The following is an 18,062-nucleotide window of genomic DNA, read 5'->3' as shown; positions in this document are numbered from 1 at the left end:
TTAAACCTTTCCAGTCAGGGAGTTGCTATGTCTGCCAGACATCCGGTTATTGCCGTTACGGGTTCGAGTGGTGCGGGAACCACCACGACCAGCCTCGCTTTTCGTAAGATTTTCGCCCAACTGAATCTCCGTGCGGCGGAGGTCGAAGGCGATAGCTTTCACCGCTACACGCGCCCGGAGATGGATATGGCTATCCGCAAGGCGCGCGATCTGGGTAAACACATCAGCTACTTCGGCCCGGAGGCCAATGACTTCGGCCTGCTGGAGCAAACCTTTCAGGAGTACGGCCAGAGCGGCAAGGGGCAGTCACGCAAATATCTGCACACCTACGATGAAGCCGTTCCCTGGAACCAGGTGCCCGGTACCTTTACCCCCTGGCAACCGCTGCCGGAACCAACCGACGTCCTGTTTTACGAAGGGTTGCACGGTGGCGTGGTGACGCCGCAGCATGACGTGGCGCGTCACGTGGATCTGCTGGTTGGCGTGGTGCCCATCGTGAACCTTGAATGGATCCAGAAGCTGACGCGTGACATCAGCGAGCGCGGCCATTCACGCGAGGCGGTGATGGATTCCGTCGTGCGCTCCATGGAAGACTACATTACTTACCTGACGCCGCAGTTCTCCCGCACGCATATCAACTTCCAGCGCGTACCGACAGTGGACACCTCTAACCCGTTCGCGGCCAAAAGTATCCCGTCGCTGGATGAGAGCTTTGTGGTTATCCATTTCCGCAATCTCGACGGCATTGATTACCCCTGGCTGCTGGCGATGCTGCAGGGCTCGTTTATTTCGCACATGAATACGTTAGTGGTTCCGGGCGGAAAAATGGGGCTGGCAATGGAATTAATTATGATGCCGCTGGTGCAGCGGTTGATAGAAGGGAAGAAAATCGCCTGATGATTTCCCTCTCCGCGTGGGAGAGGGCTTCGGTGAGGGCATCGGGGTGAACGATGCCCCCCAATATCAGGCGTCGATCACTTCATACGAATGCGTAATTTTTACCGCTTTCTCGAGCATTAAGGCGACCGAGCAGTATTTCTCCGCTGAAAGATCGACCGCGCGTGAGACCGCCGCGTCTTTCAGTTCTTTCCCGCTGACGATGAAATGCAGGTTAATGTGGGTGAACAGGCGTGGTGCCTCTTCGCGGCGTTCTGAGGTGAGTTTTACTTCGCAGTCGGTCACATCGTGCCGGCCTTTTTGCAGGATCGACACCACATCAATTGCGCTGCATCCACCTGCGGCCATCAGCACCATTTCCATTGGGCTTGGTGCTTTATCGCCGGAGTTACCATCCATCAAAATCTGGTGTCCTGAAGCGGACTCGCCCAGGAACGTTAAACCTTCAACCCATTTCACACGCGCTTGCATATTCACTCACTCCAACGTTGCATTTTTGGTGACAGATTACGCGTGCGTTACATTTCTCGCAATGGAAGGCGACCTGCGTCATGCTGAAGCGAGACACCAGGAGACACGCGGCGAAAGCTATGCTAAAACACTCAGGATGCTACAGTAATACATTGACGTTACACATGTATGCAGAGGACATCAAACTTTACTGGCTGCGAAACGTTACGATAGCCGACTTCCCAGGGTATGGGTAAGAATTCGATTGCAACCCCAGAGTCCGGATGCATCTTATGACTCTGGTGACAGCTTATAACAGAGGATAACAGCGCATGGTGCTTGGCAAACCGCAAACAGACCCGACTCTCGAATGGTTCTTGTCTCATTGCCACATTCATAAGTACCCATCGAAGAGCACGCTGATTCACCAGGGTGAAAAAGCGGAAACGTTGTATTACATCGTCAAAGGCTCGGTGGCAGTGCTGATCAAAGATGAAGAAGGGAAAGAGATGATCCTTTCTTATCTGAACCAGGGCGATTTCATCGGTGAACTGGGCCTGTTTGAAGAAGGCCAGGAACGTAGCGCCTGGGTTCGTGCAAAGACAGCATGTGAAGTGGCTGAAATTTCCTACAAGAAATTCCGTCAGTTGATTCAGGTTAACCCTGACATCCTGATGCGTCTTTCTTCGCAGATGGCGCGCCGTCTGCAGGTGACATCTGAGAAAGTGGGTAACCTCGCCTTCCTGGACGTGACCGGCCGTATCGCTCAGACCCTGCTGAATCTGGCGAAACAACCCGATGCGATGACTCACCCTGATGGCATGCAAATTAAAATTACCCGTCAGGAAATCGGTCAGATTGTCGGTTGCTCCCGTGAAACAGTGGGCCGTATTCTGAAAATGCTGGAAGATCAGAACCTGATCTCCGCACACGGTAAAACCATCGTGGTTTACGGAACGCGTTAATTCCGCTAAAACGGCGTGCCATCGCAAGGTGTCAAGCCGTTTTTGTCTCTATTCCCCATGTGGCGCAGGCTGATTTATCACCCGGAAGTTAACTACGCACTGCGACAAACGCTGGTGTTGTGCCTTCCTGTGGCCGTGGGCCTGATTCTGGGCCATCTTCAGCAAGGTCTGCTCTTCTCTCTCGTTCCCGCCTGCTGCAACATTGCCGGTCTGGATACACCGCATAAGCGCTTTTTCAAACGGCTGATCGTGGGCGGCTCGCTGTTTGCGGGTTGTAGCCTCGCCGTGCAGCTTTTGCTGGCCCGCGATATCCCGCTGCCGCTGATCCTCACCGTCCTGGCGATGACCCTGGGCGTAACCGCTGAAATCAGCTCACTGCACGCGCGTTTGCTTCCCGCGTCGCTGATTGCCGCCATCTTCACGCTGAGCCTTGCGGGCAACATGCCGGTGTGGGAGCCGCTGCTGATCTACGCCCTCGGTACGCTGTGGTACGGGCTGTTTAACTGGTTTTGGTTCTGGCTGTGGCGGGAACAGCCGCTGCGGGAATCCCTGAGCCTGCTCTACGTGCAGCTGGCGGATTACTGTGAAGCCAAATACACCTTGCTCACCCAGCATACCGATCCAGAAAAATCACTGCCGCCGCTGCTGACGCGTCAGCAAAAGGTGGTGGACCTGATAAGCCAGTGTTATCAGCAGCTGCATATGCTCGCCGCCAATAAGAACCACGAATATAAGCGGCTGCTGCGCGTCTTCCAGGTGGGGCTGGACTTACAGGAGCATATCTCCGTGAGCCTGCACCAGCCGCAGGAGGTGCAAAAACTGGTCGAGCGCAGCCATGCCGAAGCGGTGATCCGCTGGAACGCGCAAACCGTCTCCGCGCGCCTTCGGGTGCTGGCTGACGATATTCTGTATCACCGCTACCCCACGCGCTTTAACATGGACAAACAGCTCGGCGCGCTGGAGAAGATTGCCCGTCAGCATGAAGACAACCCAGTGGGTCAGTTTGCCGCCTGGCACTTCAGCCGTATCGCCCGCGTGTTACGAACCCAGCGTCCGCTTTATCCGCGCGACCTGATGGCCGACAAACAAAAACGCCTGCCGCTGCTGCCGGCGCTCAGAAGCTACCTCTCCCTTAAATCATCTGCCCTGCGCAACGCCGCGCGAATTAGCGTGATGCTGAGCATTGCCAGCCTGATGGGCATGGCGCTGCATCTGCCCAAACCGTACTGGATTTTAATGACCATCCTGTTTGTCACCCAGAACGGCTATGGCGCGACGCGGGTGCGCATTCTGCACCGGGCAGGCGGAACGATGGCGGGGCTGATCATTGCGGGCGTTACGCTGCACTTTCACGTGCCGGAAGGCTATACGCTGGCAGGGATGCTGGTGATCACGATGGTGAGCTACCTGATCATCCGCAAAAACTACGGCTGGGCGATGGTGGGCTTTACGGTAACGGCGGTGTATACCCTGCAGTTGCTCACGCTCAACGGCGAGCAGTTTATTATCGCCAGGCTGGTCGATACCCTGATCGGCTGCCTGATTGCCTTTGGCGGCATGGTCTGGCTGTGGCCTCAGTGGCAAAGCGGGCTGCTCAGACAGAACGCCCATGATGCGCTGGAGGCCGACCAGCAGGCCATTCGCCTGATCCTGAGTGACGACGACCCGCAGCCCTCTCCGCTGGCGTATCAGCGGATGAAGGTCAACCAGGCGCATAACGCCCTGTTTAACTCGCTGAATCAGGCCATGCAGGAGCCCGGCTTTAACTCGCACTATCTGGCGGACATGAAGCTCTGGGTGACGCACAGCCAGTTTATCGTTGAGCATATCAACGCCATGACCACGCTGGCGCGGGAACATACGATGCTGACGCCCGATCTGGCGCAGCGCTACCTGCAGTCGTGTGAGATTGCCCTGCAGCGGTGTCAGCAGCGACTCGAGTATGACGCGCCTGGCGAGTCAGGGGATTCGAACATTCTGGAGGCGCCAGAGACGCTCACCCACGGGCCAATGAGCACCCTGGAGCAGCATCTGCAGCGCGTTCTCGGGCATCTGAACACCATGCACACCATTTCGTCGGTAGCATGGCGTCAGCGCCCTCACCACGGGATATGGTTAACCCGTCGCTTAACGCGAACGGAGTCTTAAGCGTTTACGATCTTCGCGACCGCCGCGGCAAAACGGTTTAACCCGTCTTCAATGTTCTGATTTTCGACCACCAGCGACGGCGCAAAGCGCATCACGTCCGGTCCGGCATTGAGCACCATCACCCCTTCATGGGCGGCGGCGTGCAGGAAATCGCGCGCGCGGCCTTTGTACTGTGGCTTCAGCTCCGCGCCGATCAGTAACCCCATCCCGCGGATCTCGCTGAAGACGTCATACTGGTCATCAATCTGCTGCAAATGCTTCACGAAAAGCTCACGCTTCGCGTTGACGCCGCTCAGAACCTCAGGGGTGTTGATAATGTCGAACGCGGCACCCGCGACGGCACTCGCCAGCGGGTTGCCGCCGTATGTGGAGCCGTGGGAACCCACGTGGAACGCGGAGGCAATCTCCTGCGTCGTTAATACCGCACTGACCGGGAAGCCGCCGCCGAGCGCTTTGGCGCTGGTCAGAATATCCGGCGTCACGCCGTAATGCATGTAGGCAAACAGGGAGCCGGTACGGCCCATCCCGCACTGCACTTCATCAAATACCAGCAGCGCCTGATGCTCATCGCACAGGTCGCGCAGCCCTTTCAGGAACTCAGGCGTGGCAGCCGTTACGCCGCCTTCTCCCTGGATCGGCTCCACCACCACCGCACAGGTGTGATCATCCATTACCGCTTTTACCGCATGGAGATCGTTAAACGGCACATGGATAATATCGGCCGGTTTTGGTCCAAAACCGTCGGAATACTTTGGCTGTCCGCCGACGGAAACGGTAAACAGCGAGCGACCGTGGAAGGCGTTGTGGAAAGCAATGATTTTGGTTTTGTACGGGCTGTGGCGCGTGGAGGCATAGTAGCGCGCCAGTTTGAAGGCGGTTTCGTTCGCTTCGGTACCGGAGTTCATAAACAGCACGCGTTCGGCGAAAGTCGCGCTGATTAACTTGCGGCCCAGACGCAGCGCCGGTTCGTTGGTAAAGACGTTGCTGGTATGCCACAGGGTTTCCCCCTGGGTTTTCAGCGCCTCCACCAGCGCAGGATGGCAATGACCCAGCGCCGTCACCGCAATCCCACCGGCGAAATCAACATACTCTTTCCCCTGCTGATCCCAGACTCGGCTGCCTTTCCCTTTTACCGGGATAAACTCAGCCGGTGCATAAATCGGCAGAATGACTTCATCGAATGTCGCGCGGGTAATTGCAGATTGTTCAGTTGCCATGTCATGACCATCCATTCTATGTCACAGTGATTGTGAAAATATAATCACAAAATATGCATAAAAAATCACAGCAAGGCAACCACTATTCAACGATTGAGGAAATTTGCCAGCAGCTGGTGTCCCTGCTCGCTGAGGATACTCTCCGGGTGGAATTGCACCCCTTCGAGGTCCCATTCACGATGTCGGATCCCCATGATCTCCCGGGTATCGCTCCAGGCGGTAATCTCAAAGCATTCCGGCAGCGTTGACGGGTCAATGACCAGCGAATGGTAGCGCGTCACGGTAAGCGGATTATTAAGTCCCGTAAACACGCCCGTGCCGGTATGGGTCACCGGCGCGGTTTTGCCATGCATCACTTTGGCGGCGCGCACAATGGTGGCACCAAACACCTGCCCAATAGCCTGATGGCCCAGGCAGACGCCAAGAATGGGCAACTTACCGGCGTAGTGATGAATGACATCCAGCGAAATGCCCGATTCCGACGGCGTGCAGGGCCCCGGCGAGATAACGATTTTCTGCGGGGCAAGCGCGTCGATTTCGGCCAGGCTGATGTCGTCGTTGCGGCGGACCACCACCTCTGCACCCAGTTCACAAAAATACTGGTAAAGGTTCCAGGTGAAGGAATCGTAGTTATCAATCAGCAGAATCATGGCGGCTCCAGAAAAACGTGCCGCCCTATTCTACTCAGTTTCCCGCGCTTCGCTCACTACTTTGGCAAAGATGGCGTTCAGGGCCGTTAAATCGCCCATTGCGCCACTCTGGTTGGCCGCTGCCCATTTGCCCGGGTCGATATCTTTCCAGCTCAGCTGATAGCCTGCATGGATGGCGAGCTGTTCGAAGAAGATCCGCTGAGCGATACCGTTGCCAATCCGGAAGGGATGGAGCACGTTGATCTCACAGTAGTAGTGACTCAGGCGGGCCACAAACTCCTCTTTCTGCAGACCGTTGAGATACCCCTCTTCCTCGAGATCCTGCATCAGGACATTGCCCTCTTTCTCGATGTAGGCGAAGTGGCAGAAGCGGGTGTCGCCCTGATAAATATCGATTTCGCGGATATCGCCCGCCCAGTCAAAAATATCCTGATAAAGGTGGCGGTGGATTGCACAGAGATGCGGCAACCCCGGCGCCGACGGGCCTAAGCCGAGCGTCGCCACCCGCAGCGCGGTGATCTCATAGGATGCCTTTGCAAGACGGTCAGCCTGACGGATATTCAGACGGTTACGCATCACATTCAGACCCGGGTAGAGATACGGGTCACGATCGTCACCGATTTTATCGCTCATAGTGCCTCCTGAGTTCTTCAAGACGGCTTTGCGCATCCTGGGCGTTTAGCGTAACGAGCGGGCTATCAACCCCCTCAAGGCGGCGGCTGGCCTGGAAATTACTGTTTCGCTGCTGCTCCCAGAGACGGGATTTTTGCTTATCGGTGAGTTTTTTCACTTAACGCCTCCCTGAAGATGTCCGTGTGCCACAAGTATAAGCAGCAAAACGCGCTTTCGCAGGGAGGGGAGCGAAACACGGGCGAGAAGCGCCCGTGTCAAAGAAGGTTACGGCAGAACTTTTGCAGAGAGGATCACAACCGGTTTTGTCGGCACATTCTGGTATGGGCCAACGTCATGGGACTGCACCTGAGAAATCTTGTCAGCCACATCCATCCCTTTCACCACTTTACCGAAGACCGCGTAACCGAAGTCGCGCTGGCCGTGGTCGAGGAAGGCGTTATCCGCCACGTTGATAAAGAACTGGCTGGTGGCGCTGTCTTTATCTGCCGTACGCGCCATAGAGATGGTACCGCGGGTGTTGCGCAGGCCGTTATCCGCTTCGTTTTTAATCGGTGCGTTAGGCTGCTTTTGCTGCATTTGCTCGTTAAAACCACCGCCCTGCACCATAAAGCCCGGGATCACACGGTGGAATGTGGTGCCGTTATAGAAACCGTTATTCACGTAGTCGAGGAAGTTTTTCACAGAAACCGGAGCTTTCTGGCTATTCAGTTCCAGCTCAATATTCCCGGCGGAGGTGGTCAGCAGAACGTGAGGGTCTCCTTTGGCTGCCAGCGCAGCAGGGGAAACGGCAGAAAGAGCAAACACAGCTGCGACAGCCGCCAGCGTTGATTTGAGCATGAGAATTCCTTAACAAAGCGCAGTATAAAAAGCGAATGGCTTGATTCTAAAGAGCAGTATGAACGGAGACCAGCCTTTTACCTAATTTTACGAAATTGAAACAGTTGTAACCACGCAAACGATTGGTTATGACGCCTATTAATGTGATCTGAATCACATAAAAACCTGCAATAGCGATCGAATTTCTCTTAAAAGATATGAATGGATCACTTTAATGTCTAAAATCTGCCCGCTCTCAGCGCCCCTCGGGCGCTTTTCTTTTCCTGAACAGGCCAGACATGACTAACAGCAATCGTATCAAGCTCACATGGATCAGCTTCTTCTCCTACGCCCTGACCGGCGCGTTGGTGATCGTCACCGGGATGGTGATGGGTAATATCGCAGACTACTTCCAGCTGCCCGTTTCCAGCATGAGTAACACCTTTACCTTCCTCAACGCCGGGATCCTGATCTCCATTTTCCTGAATGCCTGGCTGATGGAAATTGTTCCACTGAAAACGCAGCTGCGTTTTGGTTTCGTGCTGATGGTCGCCGCGGTAGCGGGTTTAATGGTGAGCCACAGCATCGCCCTGTTCTCTGCCGCCATGTTTGTGCTGGGTCTGGTGAGCGGTATCACGATGTCCATCGGTACGTTCCTGATTACCCATATGTATGAAGGTCGTCAGCGTGGCGCACGTCTGCTGTTTACCGACTCCTTCTTCAGCATGGCGGGGATGATTTTCCCGATGGTAGCGGCCGTTCTGCTGGCACGCAGCATTGAGTGGTACTGGGTTTATGCCTGTATCGGTCTGGTCTACGTGGCAATCTTTATTCTGACCTTCGGCTGTGAATTCCCGGTTCTGGGCAAAAAAGCGCAATCCACGGACGAGCCGGTCGCGAAAGAGAAATGGGGTATCGGCGTACTGTTCCTCTCCGTTGCCGCACTGTGCTACATCCTCGGTCAGCTGGGCTTTATCTCCTGGGTACCGGAATACGCCAAAGGCCTGGGCATGAGCCTGAACGACGCGGGTAAACTGGTGAGCGATTTCTGGATGTCTTACATGTTCGGCATGTGGGCGTTTAGCTTCATCCTGCGCTTCTTCGACCTGCAGCGCATTCTGACCGTGCTGGCGGGCATGGCAACCGTGCTGATGTACCTGTTCATTAACGGTTCACCGGAGCATATGCCGTGGTTCATCCTGACCCTGGGCTTCTTCTCCAGCGCGATTTACACCTCTATCATTACGCTGGGCTCTCTGCAGACCAAAGTGGCGTCACCGAAACTGGTGAACTTCGTGCTGACCTGCGGCACCATCGGCACCATGTTGACCTTCGTGGTCACCGGCCCGATCGTCGCCCACAGCGGCCCACTGGCCGCGCTGCATACCGCTAACGGTTTGTACGCGGTGGTGTTTGTGATGTGCCTGGTTCTGGGCTTTGTGACCCGCCACCGCCAGCATAATACGGCAGCGGCGTCCCACTGATCCCCTACGCCCCTTTGCGCTCAGCGAAGGGGCTGTTTTTCGTGAAGATGTGCTCTTCCGCAACGTCGTCCATTTTGATCCACGTCTGCGCAAGCTGCGTCGTGGCAATCACTCGCCCCTCCCGAATCGACCAGCGCGCCGGCACCTGGCAGCGCACCGCCTCAAACCCGCTCTCCGCAGGCAGCACGATCAGGTTAGCCAGATTTCCCGTTTCGATACCGTAATCCGTCAGGCCGAAGGTTCGGGCGCTGTTGTGGGTTATCAGGTTCAAACCGTTGTCGATTTGCGAATACCCCATCATCTGACACACATGCAGCCCCATATGCAGTACCTGCAGCATATTGCCGGTGCCAAGCGGGTACCACGGGTCGAAGACATCATCATGCCCGAAACAGACGTTGATCCCCGCCTCCAGCAGCTCCTTCACTCGGGTAATCCCGCGTCGTTTGGGATAATCGTCAAAGCGTCCCTGTAAATGGATATTCACCAGTGGATTGGCGACAAAGTTGATGCCTGACATCTTCAGCAGGCGGAAAAGCCGCGAGGTGTATGCCCCGTTATAGGAGTGCATCGCCGTGGTATGGCTGGCCGTGACCCGCGGACCCATCCCTGATTCATAAGCCAGGGTGGCCACCGTTTCCAGAAATCGGGACTGCTCATCGTCAATTTCATCGCAGTGGATATCCAGCGGACGGTCATATTTCTTCGCCAGTTCAAAGGCAATGTGCAGCGATTGCACGCCATACTCGCGGGTGAATTCAAAATGCGGGATTGCCCCGACCACATCGGCGCCCAGCTTCAACGCCTCCTCAAGCAGCGCCGCGCCGTCCGGGTAAGAAAGGATGCCTTCCTGCGGGAACGCCACGATTTGCAGCGTGATCCACGGCGCAACTTCCTGCTTCACCTCCAGCATGGCCTTCAGGGCGGTGAGCGTCGGGTCAGAGACGTCCACGTGGGTGCGCACAAACTGAATACCGTTGGCAATTTGCCCTTTCAGCGTCTTCCAGGCGCGCGCTTTTACATCCTCATGGCTAAGCAGTGCCTTACGCTCCGCCCAGCGCTCAATGCCTTCAAACAGCGTACCGGACTGGTTCCAGCTCGGCTCACCTGCCGTCTGGGTGGTATCAAGGTGGATATGCGGTTCAATAAACGGGGGGATGGCAAGGCCGCCACGCGCGTTTAAGATTCTTACGTTTTCGTCTTCGGTATCGCCCATCGGCGTAATGCCACCAAAACGGCCTTGCTCAATGGCGATTTGCCACAGCCCTTCGCGACCCGGTAAGCGAACATTCTGGATAAGCCCAAGCGGTGTTGTAGACATGCCTTTCCCCTGAAAAACGCGGCTGAAATTTGGGAGTACGCATTTTTGACAACGCGCCCCTTAATTTGTACACAAAATCGGCGACCTCGAAAAGCCAGCGATTTCCACAACTTATAAAAATCCTGACAAATCAGTCATATACCACCTAAGGAGTAGGCGAAGGCGTATTTGATTTGCATCAATAAGTGCCCCTGCTGAATCGTTAAGGTAGGCAGTAATAGAAAAGAAATCGAGGCAAAAATGAGCAAAGTCAGACTCGCTATCATCGGTAACGGCATGGTCGGCCACCGCTTTATTGAGGATCTTCTCGATAAAGCCGATGCTAACCAGTTCGATATTACCGTGTTCTGTGAAGAACCCCGCAAGGCGTACGACCGTGTGCACTTGTCTTCCTACTTCTCCCATCATACCGCTGAAGAGCTCTCTCTGGTGCGCGATGGTTTCTACGAGAAGCATGGCGTGAAAGTGCTGGTGGGCGAACGCGCTATCACCATCAACCGTCAGGAAAAAGTGATTCACTCCAGCGCCGGACGAACGGTTTTTTACGACAAGCTGATCATGGCGACTGGCTCGTACCCGTGGATCCCGCCGATCAAAGGCTCGGAAACGCAGGATTGCTTCGTTTATCGTACCATCGAAGATCTCAATGCGATCGAATCATGTGCACGCCGCAGTAAACGTGGCGCCGTGGTCGGGGGGGGGCTGCTGGGTCTGGAAGCCGCCGGTGCGCTGAAAAACCTCGGTGTTGAAACCCACGTCATCGAATTTGCCCCGATGCTGATGGCAGAGCAGCTTGACCACATGGGTGGTGACCAGTTGCGCCGTAAAATCGAAAGCATGGGCGTGAAGGTTCACACCAGCAAAAATACCAAAGAGATTGTGCAGGAAGGCACCGAAGCGCGGAAAACCATGCGCTTTGCCGATGGCAGCGAACTGGAAGTGGACTTTATCGTCTTCTCTACCGGTATTCGCCCACGCGACAAGCTGGCCACCCAGTGCGGTCTGGCCGTCGCTCAGCGCGGCGGGATCATGATTAACGATACCTGCCAGACCTCCGACCCGGATATCTACGCCATCGGCGAATGCGCCAGCTGGAACAACCGCGTGTACGGTCTGGTCGCGCCTGGCTACAAAATGGCGCAGGTTGCCGTTGACCATATTCTCGGCAACCAGAACGCCTTCGAAGGGGCTGACCTGAGCGCCAAGCTGAAACTGCTGGGCGTAGACGTAGGCGGTATTGGCGATGCGCATGGCCGCACGCCGGGCGCACGCAGCTATGTTTACCTCGATGAAAGCAAAGAGGTGTACAAACGTCTTATCGTCAGTCAGGACAACAAAACCCTGCTCGGCGCGGTGCTGGTGGGCGATACCAGCGACTACGGTAACCTGCTCCAGCTGGTCTTGAACGCCATCGAACTGCCGGAAAACCCGGACGCGCTGATCCTTCCGGCGCATGCGTCCAGCGGTAAGCCGTCCATCGGCGTGGATAAACTGCCCGACAGCGCGCAGATTTGCTCCTGTTTCGATGTGACCAAAGGCATGCTGATTTCGGCCATCAATAAAGGCTGCCATACCGTCGCGGCCCTAAAGGCAGAAACCAAAGCCGGTACCGGCTGCGGTGGGTGTATCCCGTTGGTCACACAGGTTCTGAACACAGAACTGGCGAAACAGGGTATCGAAGTCAACAATAACCTGTGCGAGCATTTCGCTTACTCTCGCCAGGAGCTGTACCACCTGATCCGCGTGGAAGGCATCAAATCCTTCGACGAACTGCTGGCGAAACACGGCCAGGGCTATGGCTGTGAAGTGTGTAAACCTACCGTGGGTTCCCTGCTGGCCTCCTGCTGGAACGAGTACGTTCTCAAACCAGAGCACACGCCGCTGCAGGATACCAACGATAACTTCCTGGCGAACATTCAGAAAGACGGGACTTACTCCGTCATCCCACGCTCCGCCGGTGGCGAAATCACCCCGGAAGGGCTGGTCGCCGTTGGCCGTATCGCGCGTGAATTTAACCTGTATACCAAAATCACCGGCTCTCAGCGTATCGGCCTGTTTGGTGCGCAGAAAGATGACCTGCCTGAAATCTGGCGTCAGCTGATTGACGCGGGATTCGAAACCGGCCACGCCTACGCGAAAGCGCTGCGTATGGCAAAAACCTGTGTGGGCAGCACCTGGTGCCGCTACGGCGTAGGCGACAGCGTCGGCTTCGGTGTGGAGCTGGAGAACCGCTACAAAGGCATCCGTACACCGCACAAAATGAAGTTTGGCGTCTCCGGCTGTACCCGCGAATGTGCGGAAGCGCAGGGTAAAGATGTGGGTATCATCGCCACCGAGAAAGGCTGGAACCTGTACGTCTGTGGTAACGGCGGCATGAAACCACGCCATGCAGACCTGCTGGCGGCAGACCTCGACCGCGATACGCTGATTCAGTATCTCGACCGCTTTATGATGTTCTACATCCGTACCGCCGATAAGCTGACCCGTACCGCGTCCTGGCTCGATAACCTGGAAGGCGGCATCGAGTACCTGAAATCGGTCATCATTGACGACAAACTGGGCCTGAACGACCATCTGGAAGCGGAAATGGCGCGCCTGCGCGAGGCGGTGATCTGCGAGTGGACTGAAACCGTCAACACCCCGGCGACGCAGACTCGCTTCAGACACTTTATCAACAGCACCCAGCGCGACCCGAATGTGCAGGTTGTGGCAGAACGCGAGCAGCATCGTCCGGCGACACCTTATGAACGTATTCCGGTGACTCTGGTGGAGGAAAACGCATGAGCCAGTGGGTAAACATCTGCAACATTAACGACATTCTGCCTGCCACCGGGGTCTGTGCCCTGCTGGGTAACGAGCAGGTCGCGATATTCCGCCCTCGCCATGATGAACAGGTTTTTGCCATCAGCAATATCGACCCGTTCTTTGAGGCCAGCGTCCTGTCCCGGGGATTAATCGCAGAGCATCAGGGTGAACTCTGGGTTGCCAGCCCGTTGAAGAAACAGCGTTTTCGTTTACGCGACGGGTATTGCATGGAAGATGAGCATTATTCCGTGAAGCCCTACGATGTCCGCGTGAAGGACGGTAAGGTGCAGCTGAAAGGCTAATCTCTCGCCTTTTCAATATGAAAAGCTTATGACCCCTTATGGGTAACGGCAGGAAAAACCGTATGTTCTGTACGATTCCTGCTGTTATCCTGACCTCAATTTCTTACCCCCTCCTTGAATGCTGTGAGGTAATGTCGTGGACCACCTGCCGATTTTCTGTCAATTACGCCATCGCGACTGTCTGCTTGTAGGCGGCGGCGATGTGGCTGAACGCAAAGCGCGCTTGCTGTTAGAAGCAGGAGCCCGACTCACCGTTAACGCCCTGGCTTTTGCCCCGCAGTTTGAGGCCTGGGAAAAAGAAGGGATGCTCACGCTGGTGCAGGGGGGGTTTAATGAATCCCTGCTTGATACCTGCTGGCTGACCATTGCCGCCACGGATGACGATGAAGTGAATCAGCGCGTCAGCGACGCCTGTGAAGCGCGCCGCATCTTCTGTAACGTGGTGGATGCCCCGAAGGAGGCCAGCTTTATCATGCCGTCGATCATTGACCGTTCGCCGCTGATGATTGCGGTATCGTCCGGCGGCCGCTCTCCCGTTCTGGCCCGCCTGCTGCGGGAAAAACTGGAAGCCATCCTGCCGCAGCATCTTGGCCAGATTGCCCACTATGCCGGGCAGCTGCGTTCCCGGGTTAAGCAAACCTTCGCGACCGTGGGTGAACGCCGCCGCTTCTGGGAAAAATTCTTTGTGAATGACAGGCTGGCCCAGTCGCTGGCGAATCAGGATCATAAAGCGGTGGAAGAGACGACGGCGCAGTTGCTCTGCGAGCCGCTGGATCATCGTGGTGAAGTGGTGCTGGTGGGTGCCGGCCCGGGCGATGCCGGTTTGCTGACGCTGAAAGGGCTGCAGCAGATCCAGCAGGCGGATATTGTGGTTTATGACCGTCTGGTCTCCGATGAGATAATGAACCTGGTCCGCCGCGATGCTGACCGCGTATTTGTCGGTAAACGTGCCGGGTACCACTGTGTGCCGCAGGAGGAGATTAACCAGATCCTGCTGCGCGAAGCGCAAAAAGGAAAACGCGTGGTGCGCCTCAAGGGTGGCGACCCGTTTATCTTTGGTCGCGGCGGTGAAGAGCTGGAAACGTTGTGCAACGCGGGTATTCCGTTTTCCGTGGTGCCGGGCATCACGGCAGCCTCCGGTTGCTCAGCTTACTCGGGCATTCCGCTGACCCACCGTGACTATGCCCAGAGCGTACGCCTGGTGACGGGACACCTGAAAACCGGCAGTGAGCTGGACTGGCATAACCTGGCCGCCGAAAAACAGACGCTGGTGTTCTATATGGGGTTAAAACCAGGCCGCGACCATTCAGGCCAAACTGCTGGAGCACGGCATGGAAGAGGATATGTCCGTCGCGCTGGTGGAAAACGGTACGTCCATTAAGCAGCGCGTGGTGAACGGCGTGCTGACGCAGTTAGGTGAGCTGGCACAGCAGGTTGAAAGCCCGGCGCTGATTATTGTCGGACGCGTGGTGGAGCTGCGCGATAAACTGAACTGGTTCTCGAATCACTAACGCATATTCCCCCTTCCCGGAGTAGTCCTTATGCGGACTACTCCCCTCTTACCGCTTCCGATAACATACCGCCCGCGAAATGGAATTTTTCCATTTATTCCCTCACGTTAGATCCAATTTTCGTTTTTTCAGACAAGGAATGCGTATGTTTAAACTGGCAAAAGCCGCCGTTCTGGTAGGCATGTTATCGACTCTGACCGCCTGCACCGGTCACGTTCAAAATACCAAAAATAATTGCAGCTATGATTACCTGCTGCACCCGGCAATTTCCATTTCGAAGATCATCGGTGGCTGCGGCCCGGCCGCACAGCAGTAAGCGTTTTCAGGCGTAAAAAAAACCGGGAATGTCCCGGTTTTTTGTCTGGCTCAGCGCGTTTTTTGTCGGGGAGCGCTCATGCTTACCCGACAAAACAGGGTTACGGTTTACCCACAAACCCAATCGCCTGGTACACCGCTTTAAGGGTTTCAGACGCGCGGGCACTGGCTTTTTCCGCGCCCTCTTTCATCACTTTCTGCAGGAAAGCTTCGTCGTTACGGTAGCGGTGATAACGCTCCTGCAGCTCGGTCAGCATGCCGGAAACAGCATCCGCCACTTCCCCTTTCAGGTGACCATACATCTTGCCTTCGAAGTGTTGTTCCAGCTCAGGAATGCTCTGGCCCGTCACACCGGAGAGGATATCCAGCAGGTTGGAGACGCCCGCTTTGTTCTGCACGTCGTAACGCACAACAGGTGGCTCATCGGAGTCGGTCACCGCACGCTTGAGCTTTTTAACCACCGATTTCGGGTCTTCCAGCAGGCCGATAACGTTGTTGCGGTTATCGTCAGACTTGGACATCTTCTTGGTTGGCTCCAGCAGCGACATCACGCGTGCGCCGGATTTCGGAATGAACGGCTCAGGCACTTTGAACACGTCGCCGTACAGCGCGTTAAAGCGCTGGGCGATATCGCGGCTCAGTTCCAGATGCTGTTTCTGATCTTCGCCAACCGGCACCTGGTTGGTCTGGTACAGCAGAATGTCTGCTGCCATCAGTACCGGGTAATCAAACAGACCGGCGTTGATGTTTTCTGAGTAGCGCGCGGATTTATCCTTGAACTGCGTCATGCGGCTCAGTTCGCCGAAGTAGGTGTAGCAGTTCAGCGCCCAGCCCAGCTGCGCATGCTCTGGAACGTGAGACTGAACGAAAATGGTGCTCTTCTCAGGATCAATTCCGCAGGCCAGATACAGCGCCAGGGTGTCCAGGGTGGCTTTACGCAGCTTCTCAGGATCCTGACGTGCAGTGATAGCATGCAGATCCACAATGCAGTAAATGCAATGGTAATCATCCTGCATGCTGACCCACTGGCGTAACGCACCCATGTAGTTACCAATGGTCAATTCACCTGACGGCTGTGCGCCACTAAAAACGATGGGCTTAGTCATTATTCAATTCCTGATTATCACTGTGCGAAAGCCCGAGTGCGGGCAACAAATCTTTGAAGTGGTCGAACACGACGTCCGGCTCACTCAGCGTGATGGCCTCACCGTAGTTGTAGCCATAGGTTAATCCCACTGAAGGACAACCCGCCGCTCTGGCAGCCAGAATATCATTGCGGGAATCACCGACAAAGAGCAGCTCCGCAGGCGTTAAGGATAATTTTCCTGCCACCAGCAGTAACGGTTCCGGATGCGGCTTTTTGTTCTGCACATCATCACCGCCAACAATGACGGAAAAATACTTCGCGATATCCAGCGCTTCCAGCAGAGGGGCGACAAAAGGTGTCGGTTTGTTTGTCACCAACCCCAGCGGAATGCCGTTGGCATGAAGCGCACTCAGCGTTTCTGCGACATCCGGGAACAGGAAACTGCCCTCTTCGACCGTCTCTTCATAGAAACGATTGAACAATTTACGCAGGATACGCAGCTGTTCTTCCTGCGGGATATCCGCATGATCCACGCTCGGTTTACCCTGTGCGGAACGCTGGGACACACGCTCCTGGCGGGCCCATGTCAACGCGCGCTCCATCAGGACATCGGCGCCATTGCCAATCCACGTGATGACACGCTCTTCGCCCGCAACGGGCAGTTCAAGAGCATACAGCGCCTGGTCTACGGCGCTGGTTAAGCCCGGCGCGCTGTCGACCAGCGTACCGTCGAGGTCAAATGCGATACCCCGGGTTGCCTGCAATTTATCCATGACTTACCTTCGCCAGTTCACGGCGCATTTCATCAATGACTTTTTTGTAATCCGGTTGGTCGAAAATCGCTGAACCTGCAACGAACATATCCGCGCCCGCTGCCGCAATTTCACCAATGTTATTCACTTTTACGCCACCGTCGACTTCCAGACGAATGTCGTAACCTGACTCATCAATACGACGGCGCACTTCACGCAGTTTATCCAGCGTATGAGGGATAAACGACTGACCGCCAAAGCCCGGGTTAACGGACATCAGCAAAATGACATCCAGCTTATCCATCACATGGTCGAGATAGCTCAGCGGCGTAGCCGGGTTGAAAACCAGACCCGCTTTACAGCCATTCTCTTTGATGAGCTGCAGCGTGCGATCCACATGTTCAGACGCTTCAGGGTGGAAGGTGATGATACTGGCTCCCGCAGCGGCAAAATCAGGCACGATACGGTCAACAGGCTTCACCATCAGATGAACGTCAATCGGCGCGGTAATACCATAGTTACGCAGCGCTTTAAGCACCATCGGGCCAATGGTCAGATTAGGAACGTAGTGGTTATCCATAACGTCGAAATGGACGACATCCGCGCCCGCCGCGAGTGCTTTTGCAGTGTCTTCACCCAGGCGGGCAAAATCGGCCGACAGAATTGAGGGAGCAATCAAAAACTGTTTCATCCGCATCTCCTTGAAATG

At 55.6% G+C, this 18,062-nt stretch carries 17 protein-coding genes and 1 pseudogene; 8 read left to right on the top strand and 10 right to left on the bottom strand.

The genetic code is table 11. The features are described 5' to 3' along the window. The first annotated feature begins 27 nt into the window (after nucleotides 1-27). Nucleotides 28-897, top strand: coding sequence for a phosphoribulokinase (locus QE396_RS18845; RefSeq protein ID WP_014171927.1), 870 nt, complete (start codon nucleotides 28-30; stop codon nucleotides 895-897). Nucleotides 898-963: 66 nt separating this feature from the next. Here the strand turns inward: QE396_RS18845 and QE396_RS18840 are convergent, their stop codons facing one another. After that, nucleotides 964-1,368, bottom strand: coding sequence for an OsmC family protein (locus QE396_RS18840; protein WP_025202873.1), 405 nt, complete (start codon nucleotides 1,366-1,368; stop codon nucleotides 964-966). Between the two features lie 311 nt (nucleotides 1,369-1,679). Between QE396_RS18840 and crp the strand changes: the two genes are divergently transcribed. Both crp and QE396_RS18830 read left to right on the top strand, forming a co-directional pair. Further along, entirely contained in the window at nucleotides 1,680-2,312 is a 633-nt protein-coding gene (crp, locus tag QE396_RS18835) for a cAMP-activated global transcriptional regulator CRP (protein WP_000242758.1), read from the top strand. Between the two features lie 57 nt (nucleotides 2,313-2,369). Then, nucleotides 2,370-4,460 (top strand): YccS/YhfK family putative transporter, encoded by a 2,091-nt coding sequence (locus tag QE396_RS18830; protein WP_309952671.1) that lies wholly within the window; start codon nucleotides 2,370-2,372, stop codon nucleotides 4,458-4,460. Here the strand turns inward: QE396_RS18830 and QE396_RS18825 are convergent. The 5 genes from QE396_RS18825 to ppiA all read right to left on the bottom strand — a co-directional run bounded on the left by QE396_RS18825 (nucleotide 4,457) and on the right by ppiA (nucleotide 7,797). Continuing rightward, nucleotides 4,457-5,677 carry an aspartate aminotransferase family protein gene (locus QE396_RS18825; protein WP_181012657.1) on the bottom strand — a complete coding sequence of 407 codons (1,221 nt, stop codon included), beginning with the start codon at nucleotides 5,675-5,677 and terminating at the stop codon, nucleotides 4,457-4,459. The two genes, QE396_RS18830 and QE396_RS18825, sit on opposite strands and share 4 nt — an antisense overlap. A gap of 86 nt (nucleotides 5,678-5,763) precedes the next feature. After that, nucleotides 5,764-6,327: an aminodeoxychorismate synthase component 2 gene (gene pabA / locus QE396_RS18820; RefSeq protein ID WP_020884590.1), complete on the bottom strand. Its 564-nt coding sequence runs from the start codon at nucleotides 6,325-6,327 to the stop codon at nucleotides 5,764-5,766. Nucleotides 6,328-6,357: 30 nt separating this feature from the next. Next, complete coding sequence (locus QE396_RS18815) at nucleotides 6,358-6,960, bottom strand: putative adenosine monophosphate-protein transferase Fic (protein WP_025202869.1); 603 nt, start codon at nucleotides 6,958-6,960, stop codon at nucleotides 6,358-6,360. After that, nucleotides 6,950-7,117, bottom strand: coding sequence for a YhfG family protein (locus tag QE396_RS18810; protein WP_014171935.1), 168 nt, complete (start codon nucleotides 7,115-7,117; stop codon nucleotides 6,950-6,952). Before QE396_RS18810 ends, QE396_RS18815 begins: the two co-directional genes overlap by 11 nt. 107 nt (nucleotides 7,118-7,224) lie before the next feature. Beyond that, nucleotides 7,225-7,797 carry a peptidylprolyl isomerase A gene (gene ppiA / locus QE396_RS18805; RefSeq protein WP_014171936.1) on the bottom strand — a complete coding sequence of 191 codons (573 nt, stop codon included), beginning with the start codon at nucleotides 7,795-7,797 and terminating at the stop codon, nucleotides 7,225-7,227. Between the two features lie 278 nt (nucleotides 7,798-8,075). Here ppiA and tsgA point away from each other — a divergent pair, with 278 nt between their 5' ends. Beyond that, nucleotides 8,076-9,260 carry an MFS transporter TsgA gene (gene tsgA / locus QE396_RS18800; RefSeq protein WP_020884588.1) on the top strand — a complete coding sequence of 395 codons (1,185 nt, stop codon included), beginning with the start codon at nucleotides 8,076-8,078 and terminating at the stop codon, nucleotides 9,258-9,260. A 4-nt stretch (nucleotides 9,261-9,264) separates the two neighbouring features. On the opposite strand, the gene QE396_RS18795 is transcribed toward tsgA, so the two are convergent. Beyond that, complete coding sequence (locus tag QE396_RS18795; protein WP_032679098.1) at nucleotides 9,265-10,581, bottom strand: cytosine deaminase; 1,317 nt, start codon at nucleotides 10,579-10,581, stop codon at nucleotides 9,265-9,267. A gap of 240 nt (nucleotides 10,582-10,821) precedes the next feature. On the opposite strand from QE396_RS18795, the gene nirB reads away from it, so the two are divergent. The 4 genes and pseudogenes from nirB to QE396_RS18775 all read left to right on the top strand — a co-directional run bounded on the left by nirB (nucleotide 10,822) and on the right by QE396_RS18775 (nucleotide 15,515). Beyond that, complete coding sequence (nirB, locus tag QE396_RS18790; RefSeq protein ID WP_309952016.1) at nucleotides 10,822-13,365, top strand: nitrite reductase large subunit NirB; 2,544 nt, start codon at nucleotides 10,822-10,824, stop codon at nucleotides 13,363-13,365. Further along, complete coding sequence (gene nirD, locus QE396_RS18785) at nucleotides 13,362-13,688, top strand: nitrite reductase small subunit NirD (RefSeq protein WP_020884585.1); 327 nt, start codon at nucleotides 13,362-13,364, stop codon at nucleotides 13,686-13,688. Before nirB ends, nirD begins: the two co-directional genes overlap by 4 nt. 136 nt (nucleotides 13,689-13,824) lie before the next feature. Next, nucleotides 13,825-15,199, top strand: a pseudogene (gene cysG, locus QE396_RS18780) (siroheme synthase CysG). A gap of 145 nt (nucleotides 15,200-15,344) precedes the next feature. After that, the gene (locus QE396_RS18775) at nucleotides 15,345-15,515 is read left to right on the top strand and encodes a YhfL family protein (protein ID WP_020884583.1); all 171 of its coding nucleotides are present in this window, start codon (nucleotides 15,345-15,347) and stop codon (nucleotides 15,513-15,515) included. A 100-nt stretch (nucleotides 15,516-15,615) separates the two neighbouring features. Here the strand turns inward: QE396_RS18775 and trpS are convergent, their stop codons facing one another. The 3 genes from trpS to rpe are packed head-to-tail and all read right to left on the bottom strand — an operon-like array spanning nucleotide 15,616 to nucleotide 18,044. Continuing rightward, nucleotides 15,616-16,620 (bottom strand): tryptophan--tRNA ligase, encoded by a 1,005-nt coding sequence (trpS, locus tag QE396_RS18770; protein ID WP_014171943.1) that lies wholly within the window; start codon nucleotides 16,618-16,620, stop codon nucleotides 15,616-15,618. Beyond that, nucleotides 16,613-17,374 (bottom strand): phosphoglycolate phosphatase, encoded by a 762-nt coding sequence (gene gph / locus QE396_RS18765; protein WP_020884582.1) that lies wholly within the window; start codon nucleotides 17,372-17,374, stop codon nucleotides 16,613-16,615. Before gph ends, trpS begins: the two co-directional genes overlap by 8 nt. After that, on the bottom strand, nucleotides 17,367-18,044 hold the full coding sequence (gene rpe, locus QE396_RS18760; protein ID WP_014885523.1) for a ribulose-phosphate 3-epimerase: 678 nt from the start codon (nucleotides 18,042-18,044) through the stop codon (nucleotides 17,367-17,369). The genes gph and rpe overlap by 8 nt, the downstream gene beginning before the upstream one ends. Nucleotides 18,045-18,062 lie beyond the last annotated feature (18 nt).

The sequence above is a fragment of the Enterobacter sp. SORGH_AS_0287 genome, from assembly GCF_031453695.1.
GTDB lineage: Bacteria > Pseudomonadota > Gammaproteobacteria > Enterobacterales > Enterobacteriaceae > Enterobacter > Enterobacter ludwigii.
Note: the sequence above shows the minus strand (reverse complement) of the source record. Positions and strands in the feature narration are given on the sequence as shown.